We start from the raw sequence: 24,925 nt of genomic DNA, 5'->3' as shown, positions 1-24,925 counted from the left end.
TCATGATTTCTTCTTAATATGTCTCCCATTTGTTCTCCGTCCCTTGCCTTAATGATTTTTATATCAGCAAGACGGCGAGATAGTTAAAAAAGTTTGTATGTATTTCTTACTAAATTTCACCACAAACTTTTTGTGTAACTTCCCCGTCTTACTGGAGCAGACAAGCGGGGCTATATCGAATTGCAGTGAATACTTCATTGAATTTTTTAAGAAAACAAAAAAAGATTCAGGTTTTACCTGTTATGTATCGGAGCGTTATTGTCCTTAGATATTTTGAGGATTTAAAAATAGAAGAAATTGCAGAATGGAAGTACCAATTCCAAATTGAATTAGATTTTATAGTTACCAAAGCGCTGAAGCAAAAAAAGAAAAATATTATCACTACAAGTGGCTTGCTGCGACGTGTGCAGCTGTGACATTATTTGTAACAGGAATCAATACTTGAACGGGTTAAAAGAAGGAGAGCATCTCGGAGTAAATAGCGGATATGAAGTAAAAACAGATAACGATCGCTTACTTTCCGTCGGAGGATATGTAGTAAATACGGTTGGAAGTTCTTCGCAACACTTAAATACGATACGATCGACAAAAAAAATCAAATCTTAATCACTTTGCCAAGCTTATTTAAAGATGACCGTTATATAACTATTATAAGTGAATATATTAAGGAACAGATGAAACAATAGATGAAAGAAGATCCAGATAAACACTATTGGGTCGCCGGCGTTCCCAATAGTGTTAATACATATTTTGAAATTATTTCGAAGGATCAAAGCTTCTATATCAATAGCGAAAGAAAGCTCGTCATCTCTTTTAACAAGTATGAGGTAGCTCCTGGTTATATGAGTATAATTGAGTTTACTATTCCAACTCCATTGTTATCCGAGATTTGGTCAGCAATGAATATATTAAGTAAAACTGACGGCGATCAATACTATCAAATAACCCTAACCTAGACGGCTGAGAGCCTTTAGATTTATGGTTATTTTTCTTTTTTTGAAACGATGTGCGGTAAACAATTGAAAAAACAAAGCCCCAGAAAACAAGGACTTTGTCGACATACTGAAGAAGACCAGCAATTTGGTCTTTTTCTTTTAATTTTAAGCTGTTTTCGGAAATAGCCTGGGGAACACGGAATCGATAGGTTCCTTGCAAAATATATCTTTCTTTATTGACATTCCCTGTTCCTAGGCATACATCCAACCCAAGTTTTGACCCTCGGCATAAACTGGTTAAAAGTCTAATTTCAATAAGGAGTGAACCTCGAATTATGGGATATATGCAACAAACGTCTCCCTATGCCCAGAGTCCCTGGGGGCTTCAACAATGTATATTTCGTTTCACGTATATGTGGCTTAGAAACGGAGACAATTTCTGGTTTTTCTTGACGACTGTCGGGCATCAAAGAGTTTATGGCTATAGGTTTTTTGGCGGAAGATGGAATCATTATTCGATTGCATTAAGAGATATTGATTCCTTCCATTGTTCTCCTCCGACTCCAACTCTATATTAAAACACTGCGCCGAATGAATCGAATACGAAAGCAGACCCGAATATCGTCCACATTTTAGGATCAACTGCGGCATTGCGGTTTCTCCTAAAAAAGAACGCCTAATCAGAATGGATGAACCTGCCAGCCCCTACGCTAAATAAAAGTTATGCGCGGCAGCCATTACTGGCCGTTGTACCCTATATTCGAATATAATGCCGATACGGCGACAGGATGTGCTATTGCATTTATCTCTCTTTAGCTTAATGACAAAAGGAGCGGCTGCCGCGGCAACCTGCTCCTTGGTTTGTTTGAACTAACGTGTCCCGTTAACCTTGGAACTCTACTTACTCGAACGAATTTACAAGATCGGTGGAAGTTATGGAATACCCCTAGAATTTCTCAATCTGTTCAACAGCTACCTTTGTGCGCCACAATCCTTTTAATGTTTCAGCCGATTCATATGTTGTCATGCAATCTCGAACGATATTTGTCATGTTTCTCATGTGATCAAGGACGCCGTAGCATCACTTTCCGCTGCTCTTTCGCGCTTCGAATCGCGCCGAACACCATTGCGGTGCTATAAATATTATCGGCATAGCTCGTTTCAGCCGGACGCCCCTCCTGAATGGCTTGGAACATTTCGTCCAAGCAGCCGTTATGTCCTTCTCGGCCGTGCCAATTGTAAGGCGCTTCGATCCGGTCATATTCGTACTGGAACTTCGCTTCCTGCGCTGGTGACACTACTTCTGCAAATGGGGGAGCATCTTTCCAACTGGCTGTGCCCTGACTTCCAGCGATGCGCCATTCCGCTTCCCATGTTGTACGCAGCCCTTCGGAGCACCAGGATCCGTTATACGTAAAGACCGCGCCGTTATCGAATTCGAAAATGCACACAGCAGCGGCATTGCCAGCATACCATGAGCCTTCTGGATTGAACTCATGGCAATAGACGGACACGGGATTCGCCCCAATAATTAAACGAGCCTGGTCGAACGTGTGAATCGCCATATCCATAATCAGCGGGCTCTCCATCGCATCGCGGAAACCGCCGAAGTGCGCGCCGATAAAAAAGTCTGCCGTCACAAAGCTCGGTTTGCCAATCGCGCCGCTGCCGATCAACTCGCGAAGCGCGCGGATGTCTTTCAAAAAACGGCGGTTCTGCATGATACTGTAATGTAGCTCAGGCTTCGTCGCCGCAAGCTCGGCGAGCTGTTCCGCCTCTTCCATCGATGCTGCCATTGGCTTCTCGCTCATCAGGTGGCAGCCGCCCTCTAACGCAGCTGTTGCAACTGTCTTATGCGCAGACGGAATCGTAACGTCAAAGACCAGATTCGCGCCAGTTTGCCTAATCGCTTCTTCCACACTCGCGAACCACGGGACAGACAGCCCGTGCTTTTCATTCATTTTGACTGCCGCTGCTTCGTACAAATCAACAAAGGCTACAATTTCCGAGTCTTCACGCTCTAAGGCATATTTAATCCATGCACTGGCCATAGCACCACAGCCTGCTTGGACAATTTTGTAAGTCGTCATCCTTATTCCTCCTGCCTCCTATTCAATGACGGGATTTGGAACAAACGTTCCCCCGCGGCATGTTTTCAAATAATTCAGCGCATGCACCTGACCGGTCATTTCCCATTCATTGCAATAGACAGGATCATGCCAGCCTTCAATATCAATCGTGCTTTTGTAACCGTTCTGACGCAAAATCGTAATGATGTCCGTCCAGTTCGAATCCCCAAAACCTGGCGTCCGATGCCAAATATACGGTTGTGGGCCGCCAATGCCATGCTCCTTGATCACATCCCAAGCGATGGTCGCATCTTTGCCATGGATGTGTAATATTTTATTCGCCCACTTGCGAAGCTGTGGAATCGGATCAATCAGCTGTGTCATTTGGTGCGTCGGCTCCCATTCCAAGCCAATATGGTCAAATGGCAGCGCATCAAACATCAGCTCCCAGGCGGCTGGATTATGTGCGATATTCCAATCCCCTTTGTGCCAATTCCCGCCCATCGTGCAGTTCTCAAAGGCCAGCTTCACGCCATTCGCTTCCGCACGACGCGCCAATTCGCCGAACACCTCTTTGAACCGCGGAATCGAATCTGGAATCGATTGATCTGTCAATCGTCCCGTAAAACCGGTGACCATCTCCGCGCCAAAATCCCTTGCATGGTCAATCAAGCGTTCCCAGCTCACCAATGTGTCCTTGTTTTCGTCATGTCCGGTTAGCGGATTGCCGAAAATTGATACACTCGAAATCACGGTACCGTATTGACCCATCATGTCACGAATTTGTGCTGCATGCTCTTTCAGATCCACCGAACCTGTCGTCTGCCAAAATGACAATTGAAAGCTCTCAAAGCCGTGCTTGACGATTTGCGGGATGACTTGGACCGCCGTTTTCCCTTGCACAAGTGTTCCAATGCGAATATTCTCCATTGTATCTGCTCTCCTTGAACGGATTTGCACCTTTAATAGGGGGATAGCCCACTCGGATGCGTCTGTTATATACTTAGGATAATAGAAAAATTAGCAATTTCGCTACGCAGAATCATGTGATAAATTTGCACGATTTTGCGATGAAGTGGAGGGATGCTCGTGACGGCCTTAAAAGAGTTAAAAGAAAATACCCGAATGCCGGGGAAGCATTTCCCGATCAACGTTTTTCACAACTTAAGCTCTGGCGAACGCGTCCTGTATCCTCACTGGCACGAGCATATAGAAATCATCTATGTCGTCAAAGGCGACGCCGTTTTCGATATCGGGGGCATCTCTAATAGCACTTCACTCGGCGACATCTTGTTTGTCCATTCCGGTGAGCTGCATTCGGGCTATGCTGTCAGCAATATGGACGTGGATTACTATGCCATCGTCTTTAATAAATCATTGCTCGGCTCCGACTCCGGTGATCCGCTGTACGGGCCAATGGTCATGCCTTTTATGGAAGGCCGTAAGCGCTTTCCTTTGCATTTGCGTCCAGAGGACGGGGCCTACTCGGCCTTTGCTTCAATTATTCATCGGCTGATCGATGAGTTTGAGCAAAAACTCCCGGGCTACGAGCTCACCATCCGCTCAAACCTGCAGCTTCTGATCGCAGCAGCCCTGCGCCTGGACCACATCGGCGCTCCGCGCATCGAAGTGCGTGCGAATCTGTCCATGCTGCATGCGAGGCATTTTGAGAAACTGTTCGCCTTCGTTCGGGAGGAGTATAGGCGCCCTATTTCGCTGGAGGAAGCCGCGCAACTAACCAACATGAGTCTCCACCATTTTTGTAAAACCTTCAAAAAATTAACCGGACGCACCTTCGTTGAATACGTCAATTTGTACCGTGTCAACGAGGCTGAAAAGCTGCTGCGCACGGAAGGCGTCTCCGTTACAGAAGCCGCCGAGCTCGTCGGCTTTAACAGCATCAACTACTTCACGCGTACGTTTAAGCTGTTTAAATATTACAGCCCTTCCCAGTGTAAAAAGGAGTAGAACGACAAAAAGTCTTACATAGGTAATCACCTTTCCTCATCCGTCTGTGTGCCGGCTTGTAAGAAAAAAGGCTAGCGATCCCACCGCATGCCCTTACCTTTCTTTGTTTTACTCTGTGTATTCTTTAATACTCTTCCGTTCCAACCGATCCTCTATGCGGTAAGTGTATCCATGTACCTCTTCATAATACTCAGGATACATCTGCCCACCGCATGCCTCACATGTCCGTCCATGGCATCGAAATTTCTGAATATCCTTCAGGGTCAAGTCTGCTTTTTCACTATCAAAATTTGCCTTCCCATTTGGATATTACGATTGCAGCTAAGCCATTACGTTAACAACGGTTCTCCCCATATCTAGAATACGGTCAATTTCAGCAATTAACGTCACCCCCTCAAGAGGATGGCCTACGGACCCAGAGTCGCGAGAAGAACAACCAAAGAAGCACCTGACACCCCAACCATCCCTTTGGATGTCAACATCAGTACCAACACGATGGTGATCTGTGTCAATATCTGCAAATCGGTAATCCTACATTCAACCAATCTCGACTAACCAATGTAAATCCAGTAATTACCACCATGATTTAATCCCAAGGTTGATATGTGCAGACTACCGCAAAAGCACCAGTAAAGGACAGTTTTCAAGCGGATAGGCCCATAATCCCAGCCTATTTAACACAACTTTTGGGTCTGTTCAATCAATCATACTCTTATAACTTATCTCGAAGCCCACCCCACGAAAGTTGCCTAAGCTCCGATGCTGTGTGCCCAGTCGTCTGTTTTACTAATCGTGCAAAGTGATGCGATGTTTTGAATCCGCAACTTTGAGCTACCTCGGTGATGCTGAGCCCCGTATTGGTCAGAAACCCTACGGCTTGTCTCACTCGATAACGCCATACGTACTGAATAGGTGTCGTATGCTCGTGTTGTCTAAACAAGCGAACTAAGTGCTCTGTAGATACGCCTACTGCCTCTGCCAAATCCTTCAGTGTAAACTCATTTGCGAAATTCCCAGATATCCAGGCGATTGCTGCATAAACTGCTGGATGCTTTTCTTCCTTTTGCATCAACTGTTTGGATTCTGTTGGATACAGCTGCAGAGCAGCAAGACCCAAACTGATCAGCAATGGAGCAGTAGCACTTGTATGCTGCTGAATCCGTAGCATCAGATCCAATAGCCGGTTCATATTCTCAGATAAGGGGAGACACTCAGGAAGTGAGGAAAGCTGCTCAATGATTTCTCTCTTCAAATCGGGCACATGAACGCTGATCCATCGATGCCAAGTATCCTCTTTTTTAGAAAACGTAAAATACTCCTCCTGCCCAGGCATTAACATAATGACATTCCCAGGCTCTACATGTATCTTTCGATCACCGATGGTTACATCCATTTCTCCAGAATATAGCATAACAAGTTGAATATCCTGCTGGATGCGAGGACCAAATCGACCTCCGGGCGGATATACAATGGATCCTGCTGTTGCAGACTTTATCGTATCTAATAAAATGTTCTTGCTTTCCGCTTCTATTACACTCTCCCCCTTTACCAAATAGTTTACATACAAATAAAGCATTTATCAATTTCAGACACATATTTGCAAACCACAGCCATTGTCGACAATTCCTGTTCAACGTATGCTAATAGAGAAAGAACAACATTAAGATTATAAGGAGACACTGCCTGATGAATAAGACTATCCCATCACCATTAACACCGCTTACGCAAGATCAAATCGACTTTTTCAAAGAAAATGGATACTTCCTGCTCAAAAAAGGAATGAGTGAAGATTTAGTAGATGCCTTTAACGGACACATCTATGATATCCGCCACCAGGAGTCCGTTCCCCGATGGGCCGCCTGTGAAGAAAGCAAAAAGTTCTCGGTTCGCCTGTTCAATCCGCATAAGCACGACAGCTTTTCTCGTCAATTAATGAAACACACGATTGTCCGCGGCGTATTAGCCCAGCTGATGGGGAAGGAAGCGGTATGTGTTCAAAGCATGTACTTTTATAAAGAGCCAGGATCGCCTGGACAAGCGTCTCATCAGGACTACTATTATATTAAAAATGACCCCATGACCATGATTGCAGCATGGACGGCAATGGAAGAGCAGGTGGACATAGAGAACGGCTGCTTATGGGTGATGCCAGGTACGCATAAACTCGGCCTGTTGCCGCATGGCGCCGTTAAAAATCTCGAAGAACACGAACATTGGACCGAGGAAACCGAGGGAATCGATACGAGCAATCAGATTCCGGTCATCATGGAAAAGGGCGACATTTTATTCTTCAGCGAGCTGCTGATTCACTCTTCCACCAAGAACCGCAGTAAGGACCGATGGCGCCGCTCTTATGTATGTCACTATATTCGAGAGGATTCCAATATCCTATTTCGTGAGGATCTGCGTGTAAAATACCCTTTGTACTAACAAAAGGAGAAGATCAAGATGAATAATTTTCGTTTAGATATGCAGCAGTCCTGGTGGGCTATGGGCGGACTAGGCACAAATGGAAAACAATGGTCAACAGAAGAACGATTCGAAAAAATCGCTGAAGCTGGATATACAAGTATTATCAGTTGGATTCCTGCCAAAGAAGAAATGGACAACTGGCATCGGCTTCTGGATAAATACAAGCTAGGGTTTAGTGCATTAGCTTTTCCGCGTACGGTGAAGGATATCGTAGATTCACTCGAAGCTGCAGCAGTTTTTGGCCGCGTTTCTTATATCAACGCACAAGTAATGGACTCATTTGTCGTTGATCAGGAAGCCGTTCAATTGTTGGATGGGATTTTGGCTGCTTCTGAACAGACCAACATTCCTGTTTATATTGAAACACATCGCGGAACCGTAACACAGGATTTGATTCGAACGGTTAGTTATTGCAATTCGCTCCCTCGTTTGCCACTAACCATTGATCTTTCCCATTATGTCGTTGCAGGAGAAATGAACGGTACCTCCAATAACGCCGAGACCCTGTTCGATCGCCTGCTCAAGCAAACTGCATGTATTCATGCTAGAGTTTCGGATGGAGAGAAAATACAAGTTGATGTAGGCGCTGAAGGCGATCACCCGATGCTCGTCCATTTCAAGAGATGGTGGCGAAAGGCTATGCTGAACTGGCTTGCCAGCGCCAGCTCTGGAACTGCCTTACCATTCGTAACGGAGCTAGGGCCTCCAGGCAACTATGCAATGACATATCGAGATGCTTTTGGGCGAGAAATGGAGACCTCCGATCGTTGGAAGCAAGCACTATTATTCAAAGAAATTGCCGAAAGAATATGGACCGAAGTAACTCATGAAGTCTCCGCTACGAATAAGTAGAAAAATGGCCACAGGCACTGCCTATGGCCGTTTTTTGTTTGTTCCTCCCTATTCCATTCTAAACCAATCAAAATCCGCGAAACCGCCGCTATTGTTAATCCGCAAATGAAACTTTGTATGTTTATTCATCGTGATGCATATCCGAAATTAATCCTGTTTTGGATTAAGGCTCCTCTGTGTGTATTCTTTTCCTAAAATAAAAAAGGAACACGATAGCCCATTGGGTTCGTGTTCCTTTTTTGGAATCTATATTTATATTGATATTAATAGATTTTGTGAGTCATCGATCACTAAAGCTGCATGCATCAAACTTGACGCGGACATAGAAAAAAAAAGAAAGTGTGTGGTGTCATATTTAATGAGAAAATCGACCTTTTAAAGCTTGATTTATCAAGCAACATTTTCATAATTAGTGAGAATGGAACTGGCTCTAGCCGTTAAGAATAAGAACATCTTTCATAATTGATGAGAATATCCACATATAGAATTATGCATGTTTTATGCAAAAAATGTATAGCAACCTATTGAGTTTATTCTTGGGTTTTGACTTGAACTTGTACATCCAACAAATGCAAAAAAAACAGTGTTTAACTTATCCAAAGTTAAACACTGTTTCATACTTTTATATAGAATTAGTAGAGTGTCCTCTAACTGCATCTTACCTACTAGTTCATTCCAATACAAGATGGCCTCGAAAAGACCGATGGTCGCCATGATCGGAACCGACAGCGGGAGAACGATTTTGTAGAACGTTTTAATCTCACCCGCCCCGTCGATTTTGGCCGCTTCGATAAGCGCTGGTGGAATCGACGTCATGAAGAAGGTACAGACTAGCAGGCGTTAAATCCGTTCATGAGCAGTCCAGGAATTAGCAGCGCCCAAATCGTATTTTTCACATGTAAAACCTGCGAATAAATCAAGTAAACCCAACAAATTGTAAATTATGTAAATTAATATAGATTGGAAACAGATATATATTTACTGCAGTATCAAGAACTCTAATCCCCGCTCGCTCATTATTTCCACGATATCTCGATAGCTTAAACTATATTTTAAATACCATCTCACGGTTAGTAAAATGATTGCTGATTCATACTGCTTCCATTTAAATAAATTCAATTTGGTTTCCATAGTAACTCGCTCCACCCCATGACTTCATTCAATTACGTTATCATGAATTAGAGGTTTGCACCTTTACCCCGTAATACGAAACCATCAATGTGTTGTGCAAAATCGTAGCTTCTTCGTGCTTCATACGTAACAAGTTTTACGCCCATTCAGTGATTCTTAGCGTACGATTATTTAATCACAAAAATTATTTAACGGGTCCCATGTATTTAATTTTTGTTTCCACTGTAATACGCACATCTGCCTTTGAAAAAGCTTCTCCCCAATGATCTTCTACTTGTTTCCATTGTTGATACTGATACGCTCTGGCGTACAATCCGAATCCGAACGGATCAACTTTTCGCTCCTGACATTTCTTAAACAAACTTGCAAATTGTTTCTGGAGCTGTTCTTGAATGACTTTTTCCAATTTATCTTTGTTGTTCCTCACATCAAATGGAAAGAATCGCTCCGTTAAGGCAACAGAGAAAGTCAACTTAATATTGAATAGATATTTATTTTCTTTAAAGCTAGTCTCTACGTCCCGAGCTACCTTTAATACGTCGAAACTCACTAAACTTGTATCGATAATGTCATCATTGTTTTTTTCTTTCGGTATTGACACCGTTAATGAGGTCTTTCCTCGCATACGTTTTTGCATGAGGTTGAATAATTCTGGTTCAAAATTTTCCAGGGTCAAAACATATTTTCCTTTTTTGTCAAGTAAAGTCGTACCTTGCAAAATAATATTTTCCCCCTCTTTTTTCATTGACGTAATATAGGGAGTGATCCCTCTATCGAATATCTGCTTATCCAGCTGCATTAATGTAGTCTTTGTAACTTCATTCCTACGTGCAGAGGAATCAATTAAAGTCACCAAATGGTCGGAAAGACGAGCCGAATAAGGCAGCTTTGTATTAAAAATATCTGCTACCTCACCATCAACTTCAACGACTCTCGCATTAACTGTATTTTTGGCATCCCGAAAATGCACATCGAGTGTGGGAAACCAGCCTCCATGTTCAAGCAGCCTTTTTCCAATAAAATAAATCTGGATCTTCCCTCCAACAACGTAGCCTGATGCAATATCGAGATTCTTTCTTGATTCACGTAAAGATCTCGCTTTCACTTCATAGACTTGATATTTCTCCTTTACTTCTTTACTGAACACAGGCTTCATAATATACACGACCATCTCGTCAGCCTTATTCAGATCCAAGCCAGCCATCAGTCCTAAAGAAGTCATCTCAACGTCCATCCGATCACAACCAGGCAGAAATACGAGTAACAGGAAGAAAGCGATGCGGGTGAGTCTCGTATTCAATTGATGTACCTCCTTAGAAACCGATCGAATAAAAGCGAGTAACCGAATAAAAATATTGGAAATAGATAGTCAATGTAAAAACCAATTTGACTCAAATATTTCTGAAGCGCATCGTTTTGGTTAAATTCGTGAGCAAATAGAAATGTATATATAACTATTAGGGTCAAGGAAATGACCAAAAACATTTTTACTGTAATTTTGCGCCAGAGCTCATTTGTGCAGAAACCTGCACCCCATAGGAGAGGCACCCACGTTTTGAAAACAGTGAGTAAGTATAGCGCTAGAAATATGATTTCAAACCTTTCGATCACTTTAAACTCGATTGTTTTCAAAATGCTTATCGTCGGTTCGTTAAATCTGAGAATTTCGTCTGGACTAAAGAAGAGAAAACAAACCCAAGTTGCAACTAAGTACATTACCATTGACAACATATTCGCGGCAATGACACCAACATTAGCATTTTGCTTTTTCGTTAGCATCGGATAAAGAATAAACACGATTTCAAACCCCAGATAAGAATATATACAATCCGGAATACCACTTAATATAGGCTGAAACCCATCTTTAAAAAGCGGCAGCATGTATAGCAAATTTCCTTCCCTTACTGGGATGAGAAAAAACATATTTAAACAAATCGTAATATAAAAGACTAACTCCGCGTATCGGCTCAAACTCCGTATTCCTCCGCTAGCTATCCCGTATCCTGCAATTGCTATTAAGATCATAAGATAATAGTCAGGCGTTGCCGGCAATAGCCAAACTTTTACGAAAAGCATCATTCTTAATATTACTGCTACGAATCCAAACACATAATAGACAGAAAATATTGCGGTTAAAACACTTCCGATCCACCTCCCAAAGTAATGTTTCATTAAAGATGGCAGCGCTTTGTCCGGATTTTTTTTTAGCACTTGTATAATAAATAAACCGGAAATTATCGAAAGGACTCCACTGATTAATATGGGCATCCATCCGTCTGTTCCTGCGCTCTCAGCCAAAGTCCGCGGAAGCTGAAATATACCGATTCCGACCTGTACTCCGCTTACTAAAAATATAAACTGCATCAAAGATATTTCGTAGGGCGCAGATTTATTCATTGGCTGTCGTCCTTACTATGATTGTTCTCCAAACGAGTAGGTTGAAGTGGATTTGTACTTTTGGGCCTCGATGTCAATTTCCAGAGTGGAACTCGAAAAAACGTATCTTTTAAATCTTTGATACGCAGCGGTGCAAGGGGGCTGCCAAAAGGTGTCCCAAGGGATTCTAAGGAAATCAGATGAGCAAGCAAAAACACAATTCCCATAACGATACCGAAAAATCCAAAAAGGGCAGATAAAAGCATCATCGGAAAGCGTATAAGCCTAATGCCCGAAGCCATATCGTAGTTTGGCAGTATGAAAGAGGCTATAGCGGTCAACGCCACTACGATCACCATTATATTACTTACTATTCCGGCCTGAACTGCAGCCTGACCGATGACAATACCTCCGACAATTCCGACTGTTTGTCCAATTGGCTGTGGCAAGCGAATAGCTGCCTCGCGTAACATTTCAATGGCAAATTCCATAATCAATGCTTCAATAAACGGCGGAAAAGGAACTTGCCCTCGTGATTCGCCTATCGATAAAAGCAACTTGATCGGAATGACTTCATAGTTAAAAGAAATTACAGCAATATAAAATGAAGGAAGGAATATTGCGATTAAAAATCCTATAAAACGTTGTAATCGAATAAACGAAGCTACAAGCCAGCGAGTACTATAGTCGTCCGCACTTTGAAAATATGATGTGAAGGTGGTTGGGCCAATTAGTGCACTAGAAGAACGATCGACGATAACGGCTAATCTGCCCTGTAAAATGTGTGAAGCTGTGACATCCGGTCGTTCGGTCAACATAAATTGGGGAAAAGGCGATAAATAGTTATCCTCAATTAATTCGTTTAATTCTCCTGTGTATAAAATCGAATCAATATTAAGTTTTTTGATCCGATGTTCTAATTCATGAAGTTCAGCTACATTAGCGACATCTTCTAAGTACAGAATAGATATTTTTGTTTTCCCTCTTCGTCCAACGATTAATTCCTTAATTTTCAATTCGCGATTGGGTATGTAGCGTCTAATCATGGCAATATTTTGACTACTGGTTTCTACAAATCCTTGATGAGCTCCTCTCAAAGAAGCTTCTGTCTTCGGATCTTCAATAGCTCTTTGCGGCCAACCTTGAGTATCAAAAAGCTGCGCCTCTGCTCGACCATCCACAAATAAAGCACTCATTCCATGTAATATAGCGTCTTCAACATCTGACCATACAATTGCCGTCATTACGTGACCTACAGTTACATGTGCATCTCCATCTATATTAGAATCATTAATAAGTGGACGAATGACGTGATTATTTATTACATTTTTATCTGTCAAACCTTCAAGATAAATTAAGACAGCTTGCTTGCCCGTCTGTTTAATTTCAAGAAACCTCACAGTCAGATCAGGAGTGTTACTAAAAATAGCATCAATGCAGGCTATATTTTTCGTTAAAGAAGCACTTAATATGCCGCTTTGGTGATGCTCTGTGTGCAGTTCGTTTTCTTGAGTATTTGAAAATAGCCGTCTTTTGAATAAAAATTTCAAGAACAATTATTACACCCCTATGGGAATCATGTAAGGAACTTTTTATTAATGTTATTTATTTCCTAACAAGGAGAGGTTCATTCAGCTTACAGTGCTGATGAGTGACGATATCAAGAAGCCGCCTTAACGGTCCTTCAAAGTAATCGTCAAACAGCCCCCACCATACTTTCATGATGAGGGCTATCGTATACTGTAGCTATTGATGTTTGAATACACGGCAAACTAGCGGTAGCGTCGGCGACCATGGAAGCAGCTTATCCAGTGCTGCGGGATCGCTTGGATTTGCCATCTGAGGCAGTTGCTCAAAGAGGTATTGTATATACTGAAACGGGTTCAGGCCGTTTTCTTTGGCGGTTTCCATGACGCTGTAGATATCGTCGCACTCGCCTTTGCTCCGCGAGTTAAAAATAGTTGACCTGCTGTGTCAACAAACAATAAAGAGACTGTCATAAACAGGACAGTCTCTTTCTAATACACACAAATCAACGAGTTATTTCTGAATGGCATTGAGAATTAAGGTAACCGCTTCCGCTCTCGTGGTTTGCTCGAGTGGAGCGAATAGACAACCAAGGCGGTCATTTCGGTACGGTTAATTCGGTTATCGGCGCGGAAGGTATTGTCTGCATACCCGTTCACAATGTCTGCAGTTACAGCTGCCGACATGCTCGCAAATGACTGCGAGGTCGACAATGTCGATAGTGCCATTACCGTCATTGATTTCTCATAGCACAAATTTAGGGTATATTCTGTAAGATCGACAACTACGTTTTTTATACATTTCTAAAAAATCTAGAAACGATACCGTACTTATCCTTCAAGTACGATATCATTTTCTTGGGCTATTTTATTGCAAAATCGCTTTAGCCACGAGCTAAAACTGATTGTGTGTTAGCAATAGGGCTTGTATAACGCGATTATTTAAGCCTCCAAAGTCTATTCCACTATTATGTCACTACATTTGTGCCGTTTAACTACAATGCAGGATCTTTTGTGTCGCGGAATAACAACAACAAAGTTCCTACATATATAAAGAAAAGCCCATTAACATGGGCATTTTTAAGTAGTTTTATGTGGGCACATTTGTGTCGTTAGATTCCCAACGATTTCACTTCTTTAATGTAAAGCTATAGATGTCCTTCGGCAGGAAAGCCGTGTTTTTGTTGTCTTCATACCACTTCGCATAGAACTCCTCCAGCTTCTTGCCTCCCGCTTTATCCCAGGCATCTTTCGCATCCTTGATCGCTTGGTCAACCGAATAGGAGCTTCCCGATACAATGGACTTCACCGCGGCATCGGTAACAGCTTTTTCCGCGTTGGTTGCAACCACTGTCAGATCTTGCGGATAGGAAGGCATATGCTCCGGATGACCGACAATCCACGGTACCGGCGTTTCAGGCTTGACATTGTCCATCGCTTCTTTGTACAAATTCATGTATTCTTTCTGAATTGGGATGTCAGGATTTAACTGACTGAGGACGTTAGCGCACTGCCCCAACTTAATCCCTGAGATCAGCATCTGCAGGTCCCCCGTCCAACTGACTTCCTTCTTGAACTTCTCTGCGTCGAGAATTTGCGGGCAGCCGTTGTCCCCCTTCTTAAAGTGAACGCCTTCCGTGCCGTTTTTCAGTATCGTATAGTTTTGCGGATCGGACATAAAGTCAATATATTTCATGATGGCTTCCGGATCTTTCGCGTTGGCATTGACGACTCCATCCATCTGAATCGGGTTGCTCACCATCAGGCTAAACTGGCCGAAAGGAGATTTGGGGAGCGGAATCGCGGTAAGTTCAGCGTCCGGCACGTTTTTCTTCAGCGCTTCGAAAGTTGCCTGATTCATGTAGTACATTCCCAACTTACCGTTCAGGAAGCTTTGCTTCGCCTTTTCGCCGTTCTTATCCGTAAGGTAATCTTTATCCACGATGCCTTCATCAAACAACTTCTTCTTAAATTCGGTAGCTGCCTTCAACCGATCCCAATCCCGGACTACCTTGCCGTTGTCGAGAACCCAGCCGACATTCTGGAAGATGACGTCTAAGGCGAGAGCGCTGCCGGGACCAACGCTTGTACCGGCACCGACGCCCACCATACTGATCCCGAACGTATTTTTGACCCCGTCGCCGTCCGGATCTTTATCCGCGAAAGCCTTCAACACTTGATACAGCTCATCGACATTGGTCGGAACGCTCAAATTCAATTTTTTGAGCCAGTCTTTCCGGATCACCAGCGCATCTTGCGGCAATGCCGGGGAGACGCGCCCCACCTCATACAGCTTGCCGTCGGATTTGATGCCCGCCTTCTTCAGCTGCGGGTACTCATCGAGAAGTTTCTTATAGTTGGTGCTGTACTTCGCAATCAGGTCATCAAGCGGAATAATGGACTTATTCGCATACAGCTGATTGCGGAAATTCGTATCGTACTCCATGATCAAATCCGGCGCGGAATTGGAGGCGATGAGCACATTGAATTTCTTGACCGAATCGGCGCGGGCAATCGGAACGAACGTCACATTCGCCGGACCTTTCTCATTCACCCATTTGGTCCAGCGGTTATTGACCACCGTCCCTTCTTCGGCCGGAATATTGCCCCGGTCATAAATCGAGACTGCGATGTTCCCGCGCTTCGTCGCTGGGGTGGCGCTAGACATGCCTGCGTCCGTCGAGGAAGGTTTGCTGCTCGCCTGATCCAGCGATTTGCCGCTGCATGCCGTAAACAGGAGAAGCGCTGTGGACATTATCGTGGCTGTAGCGTAAAGCTTTCGGTTCATTTTCATTGCTGGTAACCCCTCCAAATTTAATATGAATCGCGACACAATCGGCCTTTCCCTGAAGTACGGCATCACCCCTTTCAAAAAATTGAAGATTTACCCCTTCACCGCACCGAGCCTGGCGCCCTTCACAAAATATTTTTGCAGAAACGGGTACACGAGGAGCCAGGGAGCGATCAGCAGGATGATCGCTGCGGCTTTAATCCCTTCAGGCGTAATCGCTGATAGCTCCTGAGGCTCAAAATTGTTCAAGGATTGGAGAAGAGTCGAATTCTGAACCATATTCTGAACAACAACCGTCAAATTGAATTTATTGGCGTCCGTTATATACATCAGGACGCTGAAGAACACATTCCAATACCCCACTGCGTAGAACAACGTTAATGTAGCCATCACCGGAACGGAAAGCGGCAATACCACTTGCGCCAAGTATCGCCACTCCCCGCAGCCGTCCATTTTCGCTGCCTCGTCCAGCTCCCGTGGTATTTCCTCCATGAACGATTTCATGATCAGCATATTGAATACGCTGACGAGACCCGGAATCCAGATGGACCAATAGGTGTTTAACAAATGGAGCGATTTGACCAACAGATACGTCGGAATCAAACCTCCATTGAACATCATGGTAAACAGAATCGCCATGGTATAAGCTTTCCTGCCCTTAAAAACGGTTCGCGACAACGGATAAGCGGCAAGAACGGTGAACCCCATGCTGCACAACGTCCCAACGACGGTCATCAGCACGTTATTGCCGAACGCTCGGACAATATTCGTTCCCTCAACCAGCTTCACGAAAGACTGCATGCTCCAACCGACCGGCCATAAGCTGACGTGTCCGGAGGTTACCTCGTGAGGGTCGCTGACGGACAACGCCGCGATATGGATCAGCGGCGCCAGGCAGAGCATGCCGCACAGCAGGAGCAGCGAGTAATTCAAAACATGAAACATCTTCTCTTCTCTGGTGATTTTCATCTAGAACAGCTCCTTATTGAATTTCCGCGCGATCGCATTGGTGAGGATGACCAGGATGAAGGCAACGAGAGATTCGAAGAGTCCGAGCGCAGTCGTCAAACTGATCTGGTTCCCCTGAAGCCCTACACGGTAAATGTACGTACTGATCACCTCTGCGATATCGGATACGGTTTCATTCTGTAGCACGTAGACCTGATCAAACCCCACATCCAGGACATGTCCCATCGCCAGAATGAGCATCAGCACCATGGTGGGTTGGAGCCCCGGCAGCGTAATGTGCCAGATCTGCTTCCATTTGCCGGCGCCGTCGATTTCGGAGGCTTCATATAAGCTCGGATCGATATTCATGAGCGCGGCCAAATAGATGATCGCAGTGAACCCGGCTTCTTTCCAAATCCCCGCCCCGATGAAGATGGCAACCCAGGAAACCGGCTTATACAAGAATGGATACGCGTTATGCGTCATGGCGTTCAAAACGTGATTGACAACCCCCGACTGCTGGGAAAATATCGTGACGAAAATGCCTCCCACGATTACCCACGAGAAAAAATGTGGCAAGTAAATTAACGTTTGTACGATCCGTTTAAACCATGCTTTCCGCACTTCGTTGATCATGACCGCAAGAGCGACGGGGAACGCGAACCCCCCGAAAATGCTTAACAAACTGAGCAGCAAGGTGTTTCGAACAATCTGAAAGGTTTGCGGCGCTTCCCCAAGCATCTGAAAATATTTCATTCCCGCCCAGGGACTCCCGAAAATCCCGTCTCGAAAGTTATAGTCCTTGAAGGCGACGATCAAACCGAGCATGGGGCCGTATTTAAAGATGACAAAATATACGATGACAGGTAGAAACATGATATAAAGAGGGAATTGGGGACTGCCGATTATTCGCGACCACCACCGCCACCGCCACTCGATTCTTTCCGCATGTCTTTCTACACGACTTTCCGTAAGCATGCTGCCCACTCCTCCGCTAGATTACTGGTACAACTTCACTATGCTGCTTTTCTGGTTTGCAGGCAATATAGCGTTTTCGCCGCATATAGAATAAGCGCCGCGGCTTCCGTCTGTGGGAAACCGCGGCGCTATATAGAATTTTCCGCACATATAGAACGGAGTTACTGGCGTATTTGCAACCGGAATTGTCCGGGTGTTACCCCGGTCAGCTTCTTGAATGCTTGAATGAACGAGATGGAATGGTAATAGCCGACGCGATTCGCGATCTCTTGAACCGGTTCATCGGATTGTTCCAGCAATTCCTTCGCCCTCTCCATCCGGGTCAGGGCCACAACATCCACGAACTTCTCGCCGTACTCTTCCTTGAAGATTCGACTCAACTTCTTGGCCGGTATATGAAAATGATCGCTAACCGTAGTCAGAGACAGATCGTAATCCATATAATGCTCCGCAATGTACTCCCGGATCCTGCTTACAAGCTCTCGCTCATGCCTGTGTTCCTTCATTTGGCCAATGTGCGTTTCGGCGGCCTGCAGGAGCTGCACCCATCTTCCCTCGAACTCCCCCAAGAGCTCCGATTGTTCAATAAGTTCCATCATGCGGGGCAACACATGACTTTTCCAGTAGACCTGGATGTCTCCCGGAAGCTCCATCATGTCCCTGGTAAATTGAATTTGCATGTAGGTCATAAAGCTTCGGATATCTTCCCTTTGCGGACATCGCGCGCGAATCGCCGAAAACACCTCCGTCAGCGCCGGTAACCACTCGCCCCTCCCCCCGCGAAAATCGATCACAATTTTCCGAACCTTTCTCACATCTTCATAAAACAGGGTTTCCGTATCGGCGGAAACCGCAAGGATCTCCGTCATATTCAGCAGGCGATTATTGCCCAGCACCATTTTATAACCAAGCCGCTCCTGCGCCGATTTATAGCTGAGATGAACCGCTTCGATTGCCATTTCCGGACCATACGCGCAGCTGATCGTGAATGCCAGTTGGGATTCGACCCATAGTCGCAGCTGCTCACAGAAACCACGTATCGATTCCTCCCAGGCATCATGCTTGCTCTCGATAAAGACGAGGATTCCCAGTTGATGGTCTCCCACCCAAGCGGACAGCGTCGGGAATCCGTTCTGTTCCGCACACTCCTTGGCAACATTCGTAATCACAAATTTCAGAAGAGACTGATCCTTCGGATTGTATTCGGCCTTAAATTCGTGATACCGGTCAATCTCAACCACAACGACGGAAAGCGTTTCTTCCTCGATCGGACATTCCAGCGCCTGCTTCTCCGCTTGCCAAAGCGAACCTTGCAGAACCCGATCCCCGCTCAGCAGGTCGTTTACGGCCGCTTGTCTACGTTGAAACAGAGTCTCCGACTTTTGACTCTGGTAATGGCGGGATTCTTCGGCGTACGTGTGCAGGGCGGATTGGATGAAATCCAATTCATTCCCGGGACGTTGACCATAGCCTTCATGGATCTGATCCAGGATCGACTGAATCGGACGATAATTTCGGCGAATCGAGTGCCTCATCCAGAACATGCCCAGCATCATAGCAAGGACCGCCAAGCTAAACCAGAGGTAAGTAAACAACGATAATTGCTGAAACAGGTGCTTGTTTCTTAACTGAGACAATAGCACCCATCCCGTATAGGAAGATTTGATCGCAACCGAAGGCGATTTCTCCAAGCTGGGCTCCTTCCTGGATGCCAACAAATCGTTATGCAACTTGTCCTTCAACAAGAACTCACTGATATCGGAGTCGATTGTGCTTTTCAACCACGTCGGTATCGCGGAGACCTGAACATTAATCATGATAAGGGCATGATGCCCGGTAAACCCGGGCACCTCCCTGGCCAACGAAACGACGTCCTTCTCCGCGGAGCTGTTGCCCTGAAACTCTTTGAATTTCCGTGCGTCGGACCACCCGATCACCTTTCCGTCGAGCGCATCCTGGATGAAATCTCGATCACCGAAGCTGTCCAGGGTAAACATCCCGTTGGCACCGAAGACCGAACGGTCGTTTTCCCGGTACAGATAGATCGAATCGACCAATGGCGTCGTAAAAATGAGCTGCCGGATCTTCTCCGACATTTCGAACATTTCCAAGGTACCGGGCATTTCGGCGGAGGTTAGAAACTGCTTTAACTTGTCATCCGAGATGACCTCCTGAACGACCAACTGCTCAGACAAACGGAACGTCGTATCGATCGTTTGCTGCACTTGGCGGGCATACAGCTTATTGGCATTTAACGATTCATTCTCCGAAACTTTGAACAAGATCATGAAGAAAATCAGGATTAACGACGCCATGGAGATGAAAAACACCGGCATATAGGAAATCAGCCACTGCATGTAGGTGGTGCGCTTTAATGTAAGTTTCCATTCCATCGTTGCCTATTCCCCATTCGTAAATTGGTGTCAGCCCCAAGCTTTTCATATAGAAAGTGATTCTTGACCGCAATATAGCCTATTCCTGCCATATAGAATTGCGGTACCGTTGCCCAGAAGCCTAAGAAAAGATAGGTAATATTCGCTATTTCTCGTCCTTATATTTCGACAACTGTATAAATCTTCCTCTCGAACAAACGTTCTATTCTCACCTAAAATATTTAAAAGTATGAATTGCACATGTAAACTTGAACATGACTGTATATTTATGAATACTAGACTAATTATGCAAATTTCTGTCCAAATTAATCTGCTTCAAATCCAATTAATTCTGCGAAACAACAGGATCATTGATGTTAAAGACAGCAGTTTCTTATTTACAATCCGATCATAAATTTGTAAATTTGAATCATTATTTTACTGGACAAGCTTCTCAAGTGGATGACGACGCTAACAACAAAAGAAGCTGACGGGACGCAGTTTAAGCGTTCCATCAGCTTCTTTATGCCATTCTTTTCTCGTCAATTGCCCCTCTATAACTTCGAGAAATCAAGCGTCAGCGTCTCGCCGCCCTGCGAGATGCTGTAGACGCCACTGTACCGGTCGGCTGTGCAGTAGCCGTTCTCGAACCGCTTGTAGCCGGAGATGCGCACCGGCTCGCCGTCCTCGAGTAGTTCGCCGTCCCAGCCCCACTCCATCGAGCGACCGTCCGGCGTCACGTAGCGGAGCGCGCCGCCGTCCGTCGTCTCGACGTCGCGGCTCAGCACGGCGCTGACGAACTGCTTGAACGCACCATGCTCGTCGCGGCTGCCTAGCTGGCAAATCCATCCGTTGTGCAGCGCGTCGCAAATGATCTCGATGTCGGCGAGATCGGCACGCCCGCTCCAGCGGTATCCGTGCTGCGAGTACAAGCCGACGTAGCCGCCGCCCTTGCGGCCGAACAGCCAGCCGCCGACTTCGCAAACCTCGTCGAACTGGCTGCGCGGAAAATGCGCGTGCGAATACGGCAGCTTGCTGTCAGCCGGGATGCGGTACAGGCAGAGCACCGTATTGCCGTGCTGGACGGCGCGCGGGTGCGTCGCGTTGCCCGACCACAGATCGGGGCGGCCTGCGCCCTCCTGCGTCGCGCCGGGATGCGTCGTGAAGACGGCGATACCATCGTCCAGCGTCGCCTGCCAGATGTGCTGCTGAAAGCCGCGCTCGCCTTTGCGGAAGTCCTGCGCGCAGCTGAGCATATAGTTCGGCGACTTGTATGTGATTTTGTCAACGCGGCTCAAATAGTGGCAGCACCGGCACGGCTCCGGCGTTACGCCTATCTTCCGGCATTCATTCACGTAACGCGCTTCCTTCATTATCTCGTTGTTGATGTTAATGCCGTACTTGCGCTCCATGGCGAGGTTTTGCTCGAAAATAAGCTTATGCGTGTACGCCATGTTGTGCCAGAACAGCGTCGTTTCTTGAAACGCCCATCAACTTCGAGGAGCAGCGTGTTCACGTCTTTGTTTTTGGCGGCAATCGCCTCCATGTCTCCAACAATGCTCGATACACGCTCGTTTGACCCGGCAACGGATTCGTTGCCGGCTTCCCGGCGAAAAAGATACAGCGGAAGCGCGTACAGCTTACCGTCGAAATATCTTTTCAAATCGTCGATCATCTGCGGCTCGAAGCGGTTGAGGTCGTAGTGGTATGTCTAAATTAAATAGCCACCCCGTTCACAAGGAGATCGCCGTCCCAGCTCGGCTTCGATTCGGCTGGGACTGTAGTTCGTTCTGATTTAAAACGCATAATATTCCGACAGCAGCATGAGCGTGAGCCCTTGCCCGTACAGTGTCGGGTAACACGACAGCTGGTTGTATTCCTCCACTGTGTGCATAATCGGCGTACCGCCGGATACGCCAGTCACTTCACCGTCGTCCTGAATCATCGTAAGCACGCCTTGCAGCGTCTTGTCAGCCGCCGACTTGTACGAGACAGGCAGCAGCCCTTGCTTGATCGCCTTGGCGATGCCGCACGCAATACCGGCGCTGCCGCTCGTCTCCTGGTAATAAGTCGGCTCGTCCATCACCGTATGCCACAGACCGTTATCCGCCTGGTAGCGAAGCAGCCCGTCAATCATGCGGCGGTACCGCTCGTTCAGCTCGCTCGCCACGTCGGTCAGTCCGGCGATTTGCTCCAAAATGAGCGGCGTGCCGACCGTAAGCCAGGCGTTACCGCGCGTCCAGCGCGCCGCGGACATATGGTCCTTGTTCTCGCATTGGTAGCCGTGGAACAGAACGCCGGTCTCCGGGTCCTGCAGCAATTGAAAATGCTGCAGCAGCTGCGTCGCCGCCTCGTCAGCCAGCGCCTTGCTGCCCGTCAGCTTCGCCAGCCGGGACAAGAACAGGACGACCATGAAGATCGTATCGGCCCATACTTCCTGAACCAGATTGCCGCCATGCTGGAACGTGCCGGTCAGCGTACGCGGCGCATGCTTCACGATCCAGTTGGCGTAGTCGAGTGCAACATCCTTGTATTCCGGATCGCCGGTGCGCTCGTACATTTCCGGGTAAATTGCGAACGGCGTCATGACGTTGACGTGCTCGAATTTGCGCGCCTTGCTCTTGTTTCTGTTCAGCCACGACTCGAGGTACGCCAGCACGTCGGGGCGCTTCATATGGTCGTAGTAATGCGAGATCGCAATTATGCCTACGCCGGGATTCCAGTCCCAGTTATGAATGTCGGTGCCCCAGTCGCTGCCGTGGCAGTCGGCTTCGTTCATGTCGGACGACTTGCCGGTGTGCTCGCGAACCATGTATGCGTATACGTTGTCGGCAATTTTCTTGAGCTGTGAAGGATCGATAACTTGCTGCATCGTGATAGCCTCCTTGGTTGTTATAACGTTCATGCGTCAAATTATACCAATTCGGAAGCGCGCACAGTGTTCAGAAGTTGTTCATCTCATATCGCGATCTTGCTGTTTGAAAAAAATAAAGCAAAGGCTGTGCGCCGTAACTCGAAGCCTTTGCTTTATTACTCTATGTCGACTAGCGGCCGCCTTACTTCAGCGCCTGCGCGTATCGGACGAGCAAAGCGGCGTTCCCCGTCTCGATCTTTTTGCCCGACTGCGCGGTCACTTCCTTGATGTATGCGTCCAGCTAAGCTAGTTGCGCGCGCAGTTTCTATCGGAGGTTGAAGTCTCATACGTCTTCTGCAGCTTCTTGACGAGCGAATTGGTCACGCCGTCCGTCGCCTTCCCCGTCAGCCGGACGCCGCCCTGTGTCTGCGGCCGGACCGTCACGTATGAGCTGCCGGTTTCCGTGTTGCTCAGCGTAACGAGCCCGACGTTCTCATTCAAGCCGTTGGCGTTGACGATCGTATCGCACTCGTTCGCGCTGCTACCAATGTCCCTCATTATCCGCGCCTACTCGCGTGAATCCCTTGACGTGCGGCGAAAATGCTCCGGCGTCACCCCTGTCACTTGCTTGAAGCTTTTAATAAAATGCGACGTCGTCTGGTAGCCGACCTGATAACAGACCTCCTTGACCGGCCATTCGGTGAGAACGAGCAGCTTCTTCGCCTCTGTAATTTTTTTCCTGACGACGTACTGCTGCAGCGTCACGCCCATCTCCTCCTTGAAGAAGTGGCACAAATAATATTTGCTCAGAAAAAGCTCCCCGGCGAGATCGTCCAGCCGGCACCCTTCCTTCCACCCTTTGTTCAAGCGGCCGAGGATCGCCTTCAGCAGCCGCTCCTTGTCCGTCTGCGGATGGTACTCCTCCACGCCTTGCTCGCTTCGCACCTCGCGTGCGAGCAGCACGAGCAGCTCCTGCAGCGCAAGCTGAATAGCGGTCTCCCAGCCCCACCGCCCTTCGCTGCCGAACTCGTCGAGTAGCCTGTCGAACAAGCCGCAGCAAGCGCGGGCAAGCTCGTCGTTAAGCCATATGAGGTGTGCCTGCTTGCCCGGCTGGTCGAGAATGCGGCCGAGCTGCAGCTGCTCGTTGTCCCAGAGCGGCACGAAGTCCGGGTGAAAATGAATGATGCGCCGCACGTAACGCACCTTCTCCGGCAGCCGCACCTTGTGCATAATGAACCCTTTGAAGATGAGCATATGCCCTGGCATCAGCGTATAAAATTGATCGTCCAATATAAACTGCGCCTCGCCCTCCAGCAGCCACACAATCTCGTAGCCGACATGCGAATGCGCGGTCAGCGGGTAGTTGTCGTCGCTTTTGTGGGCGATGCCGAAGTATCGTCCGATTCGGGAATGGTGTCCGTCGATCATCTTCATGCCGTTCTTCCTTTCGGTATCGCTTGGTGTACGATTGCGGATACAGCAAATGTAGCTGTAGCTCTGATTAATGCAACGCTAGTGATATTGTCCGAATCCTACATTTATATCGACGAACTGAAAACACAGGGCATCTCCCCCCTCAGTCCGCTCCAAAAACTAAAGAACCGTCAGAGAAAACCTGACGGTCCTTTGCAAGAGGCCTCAAAGGCTCTCGGT

At 46.6% G+C, this 24,925-nt stretch carries 20 protein-coding genes and 5 pseudogenes; 5 read left to right on the top strand and 20 right to left on the bottom strand.

Features of this window, described 5'->3' with window-relative positions; genetic code table 11:
- Positions 1–173: 173 nt before the first annotated feature.
- Positions 174–416 (top strand): annotated as a pseudogene (locus tag J2Z65_RS36150) (RNA polymerase sigma factor); the annotation flags it as partial.
- Positions 417–459: 43 nt separating this feature from the next.
- Positions 460–916 (top strand): annotated as a pseudogene (locus J2Z65_RS22490) (RsiV family protein); the annotation flags it as partial.
- A 1,083-nt stretch (positions 917–1,999) separates the two neighbouring features.
- Here J2Z65_RS22490 and J2Z65_RS22485 read toward each other — a convergent pair.
- Together J2Z65_RS22485 and J2Z65_RS22480 are read right to left on the bottom strand one after the other, a co-directional pair.
- Complete coding sequence (locus J2Z65_RS22485; protein ID WP_167058577.1) at positions 2,000–3,025, bottom strand: Gfo/Idh/MocA family protein; 1,026 nt, start codon at positions 3,023–3,025, stop codon at positions 2,000–2,002.
- 18 nt (positions 3,026–3,043) lie between these two features.
- The gene (locus tag J2Z65_RS22480) at positions 3,044–3,934 is read right to left on the bottom strand and encodes a sugar phosphate isomerase/epimerase family protein (RefSeq protein ID WP_167058575.1); all 891 of its coding nucleotides are present in this window, start codon (positions 3,932–3,934) and stop codon (positions 3,044–3,046) included.
- Positions 3,935–4,087: 153 nt separating this feature from the next.
- Here J2Z65_RS22480 and J2Z65_RS22475 point away from each other — a divergent pair, with 153 nt between their 5' ends.
- Positions 4,088–4,972: an AraC family transcriptional regulator gene (locus J2Z65_RS22475; protein ID WP_205300981.1), complete on the top strand. Its 885-nt coding sequence runs from the start codon at positions 4,088–4,090 to the stop codon at positions 4,970–4,972.
- 283 nt (positions 4,973–5,255) lie between these two features.
- Here J2Z65_RS22475 and J2Z65_RS35400 read toward each other — a convergent pair.
- Positions 5,256–5,496 (bottom strand): annotated as a pseudogene (locus J2Z65_RS35400) (cation:dicarboxylate symporter family transporter); the annotation flags it as partial.
- 188 nt (positions 5,497–5,684) lie between these two features.
- Positions 5,685–6,548 (bottom strand): helix-turn-helix domain-containing protein, encoded by an 864-nt coding sequence (locus J2Z65_RS22470; RefSeq protein ID WP_167058569.1) that lies wholly within the window; start codon positions 6,546–6,548, stop codon positions 5,685–5,687.
- 110 nt (positions 6,549–6,658) lie between these two features.
- Here J2Z65_RS22470 and J2Z65_RS22465 point away from each other — a divergent pair, with 110 nt between their 5' ends.
- Both J2Z65_RS22465 and J2Z65_RS22460 read left to right on the top strand, forming a co-directional pair.
- The gene (locus tag J2Z65_RS22465) at positions 6,659–7,402 is read left to right on the top strand and encodes a phytanoyl-CoA dioxygenase family protein (RefSeq protein ID WP_167058567.1); all 744 of its coding nucleotides are present in this window, start codon (positions 6,659–6,661) and stop codon (positions 7,400–7,402) included.
- 18 nt (positions 7,403–7,420) lie between these two features.
- Positions 7,421–8,296 (top strand): sugar phosphate isomerase/epimerase family protein, encoded by an 876-nt coding sequence (locus J2Z65_RS22460; RefSeq protein WP_167058564.1) that lies wholly within the window; start codon positions 7,421–7,423, stop codon positions 8,294–8,296.
- A gap of 498 nt (positions 8,297–8,794) precedes the next feature.
- On the opposite strand, the gene J2Z65_RS35915 is transcribed toward J2Z65_RS22460, so the two are convergent.
- From J2Z65_RS35915 to J2Z65_RS22380, 16 genes and pseudogenes are all read right to left on the bottom strand, one after another.
- Complete coding sequence (locus J2Z65_RS35915) at positions 8,795–9,112, bottom strand: ABC transporter permease subunit (protein ID WP_342357352.1); 318 nt, start codon at positions 9,110–9,112, stop codon at positions 8,795–8,797.
- A gap of 183 nt (positions 9,113–9,295) precedes the next feature.
- Positions 9,296–9,427, bottom strand: a pseudogene (locus J2Z65_RS22450) (IS6 family transposase); the annotation flags it as partial.
- Positions 9,428–9,611: 184 nt separating this feature from the next.
- Entirely contained in the window at positions 9,612–10,727 is a 1,116-nt protein-coding gene (locus J2Z65_RS22445; RefSeq protein WP_167058561.1) for a Ger(x)C family spore germination protein, read from the bottom strand.
- Positions 10,724–11,824 carry a GerAB/ArcD/ProY family transporter gene (locus J2Z65_RS22440; RefSeq protein WP_167058558.1) on the bottom strand — a complete coding sequence of 367 codons (1,101 nt, stop codon included), beginning with the start codon at positions 11,822–11,824 and terminating at the stop codon, positions 10,724–10,726. Before J2Z65_RS22440 ends, J2Z65_RS22445 begins: the two co-directional genes overlap by 4 nt.
- Positions 11,821–13,353, bottom strand: a complete 1,533-nt coding sequence (locus J2Z65_RS22435) for a spore germination protein (RefSeq protein WP_167058632.1) — start codon at positions 13,351–13,353, stop codon at positions 11,821–11,823. The genes J2Z65_RS22440 and J2Z65_RS22435 overlap by 4 nt, the downstream gene beginning before the upstream one ends.
- Positions 13,354–13,549: 196 nt before the next feature.
- Positions 13,550–13,788 (bottom strand): annotated as a pseudogene (locus tag J2Z65_RS22430) (transposase domain-containing protein); the annotation flags it as partial.
- Positions 13,789–13,866: 78 nt separating this feature from the next.
- Positions 13,867–14,067, bottom strand: coding sequence for an S-layer homology domain-containing protein (locus tag J2Z65_RS22425; RefSeq protein ID WP_167058555.1), 201 nt, complete (start codon positions 14,065–14,067; stop codon positions 13,867–13,869).
- A 391-nt stretch (positions 14,068–14,458) separates the two neighbouring features.
- Entirely contained in the window at positions 14,459–16,123 is a 1,665-nt protein-coding gene (locus tag J2Z65_RS22420) for an extracellular solute-binding protein (protein ID WP_167058552.1), read from the bottom strand.
- Between the two features lie 90 nt (positions 16,124–16,213).
- Positions 16,214–17,089 (bottom strand): carbohydrate ABC transporter permease, encoded by an 876-nt coding sequence (locus tag J2Z65_RS22415; protein WP_167058549.1) that lies wholly within the window; start codon positions 17,087–17,089, stop codon positions 16,214–16,216.
- Positions 17,090–18,046 (bottom strand): ABC transporter permease subunit, encoded by a 957-nt coding sequence (locus J2Z65_RS22410; RefSeq protein WP_167058546.1) that lies wholly within the window; start codon positions 18,044–18,046, stop codon positions 17,090–17,092.
- A 161-nt stretch (positions 18,047–18,207) separates the two neighbouring features.
- Positions 18,208–20,439, bottom strand: a complete 2,232-nt coding sequence (locus tag J2Z65_RS22405) for a helix-turn-helix transcriptional regulator (protein WP_167058543.1) — start codon at positions 20,437–20,439, stop codon at positions 18,208–18,210.
- 533 nt (positions 20,440–20,972) lie between these two features.
- Positions 20,973–21,830, bottom strand: a complete 858-nt coding sequence (locus J2Z65_RS22400) for a hypothetical protein (protein WP_167058540.1) — start codon at positions 21,828–21,830, stop codon at positions 20,973–20,975.
- The gene (locus J2Z65_RS22395) at positions 21,791–22,081 is read right to left on the bottom strand and encodes a hypothetical protein (RefSeq protein WP_167058537.1); all 291 of its coding nucleotides are present in this window, start codon (positions 22,079–22,081) and stop codon (positions 21,791–21,793) included. The genes J2Z65_RS22400 and J2Z65_RS22395 overlap by 40 nt, the downstream gene beginning before the upstream one ends.
- A 132-nt stretch (positions 22,082–22,213) precedes the next feature.
- Complete coding sequence (locus tag J2Z65_RS22390; RefSeq protein ID WP_167058534.1) at positions 22,214–23,290, bottom strand: glycoside hydrolase family 88/105 protein; 1,077 nt, start codon at positions 23,288–23,290, stop codon at positions 22,214–22,216.
- A 288-nt stretch (positions 23,291–23,578) separates the two neighbouring features.
- Positions 23,579–23,830 carry a hypothetical protein gene (locus J2Z65_RS22385; protein WP_167058531.1) on the bottom strand — a complete coding sequence of 84 codons (252 nt, stop codon included), beginning with the start codon at positions 23,828–23,830 and terminating at the stop codon, positions 23,579–23,581.
- A gap of 9 nt (positions 23,831–23,839) precedes the next feature.
- Positions 23,840–24,706, bottom strand: coding sequence for a helix-turn-helix transcriptional regulator (locus J2Z65_RS22380; RefSeq protein WP_167058528.1), 867 nt, complete (start codon positions 24,704–24,706; stop codon positions 23,840–23,842).
- Positions 24,707–24,925: the final 219 nt, after the last annotated feature.

It is taken from the genome of Paenibacillus aceris (assembly GCF_017874035.1).
Classification (GTDB): domain Bacteria; phylum Bacillota; class Bacilli; order Paenibacillales; family NBRC-103111; genus Paenibacillus_E; species Paenibacillus_E aceris.
This window is presented reverse-complemented; position numbering and strand designations above follow the sequence as displayed.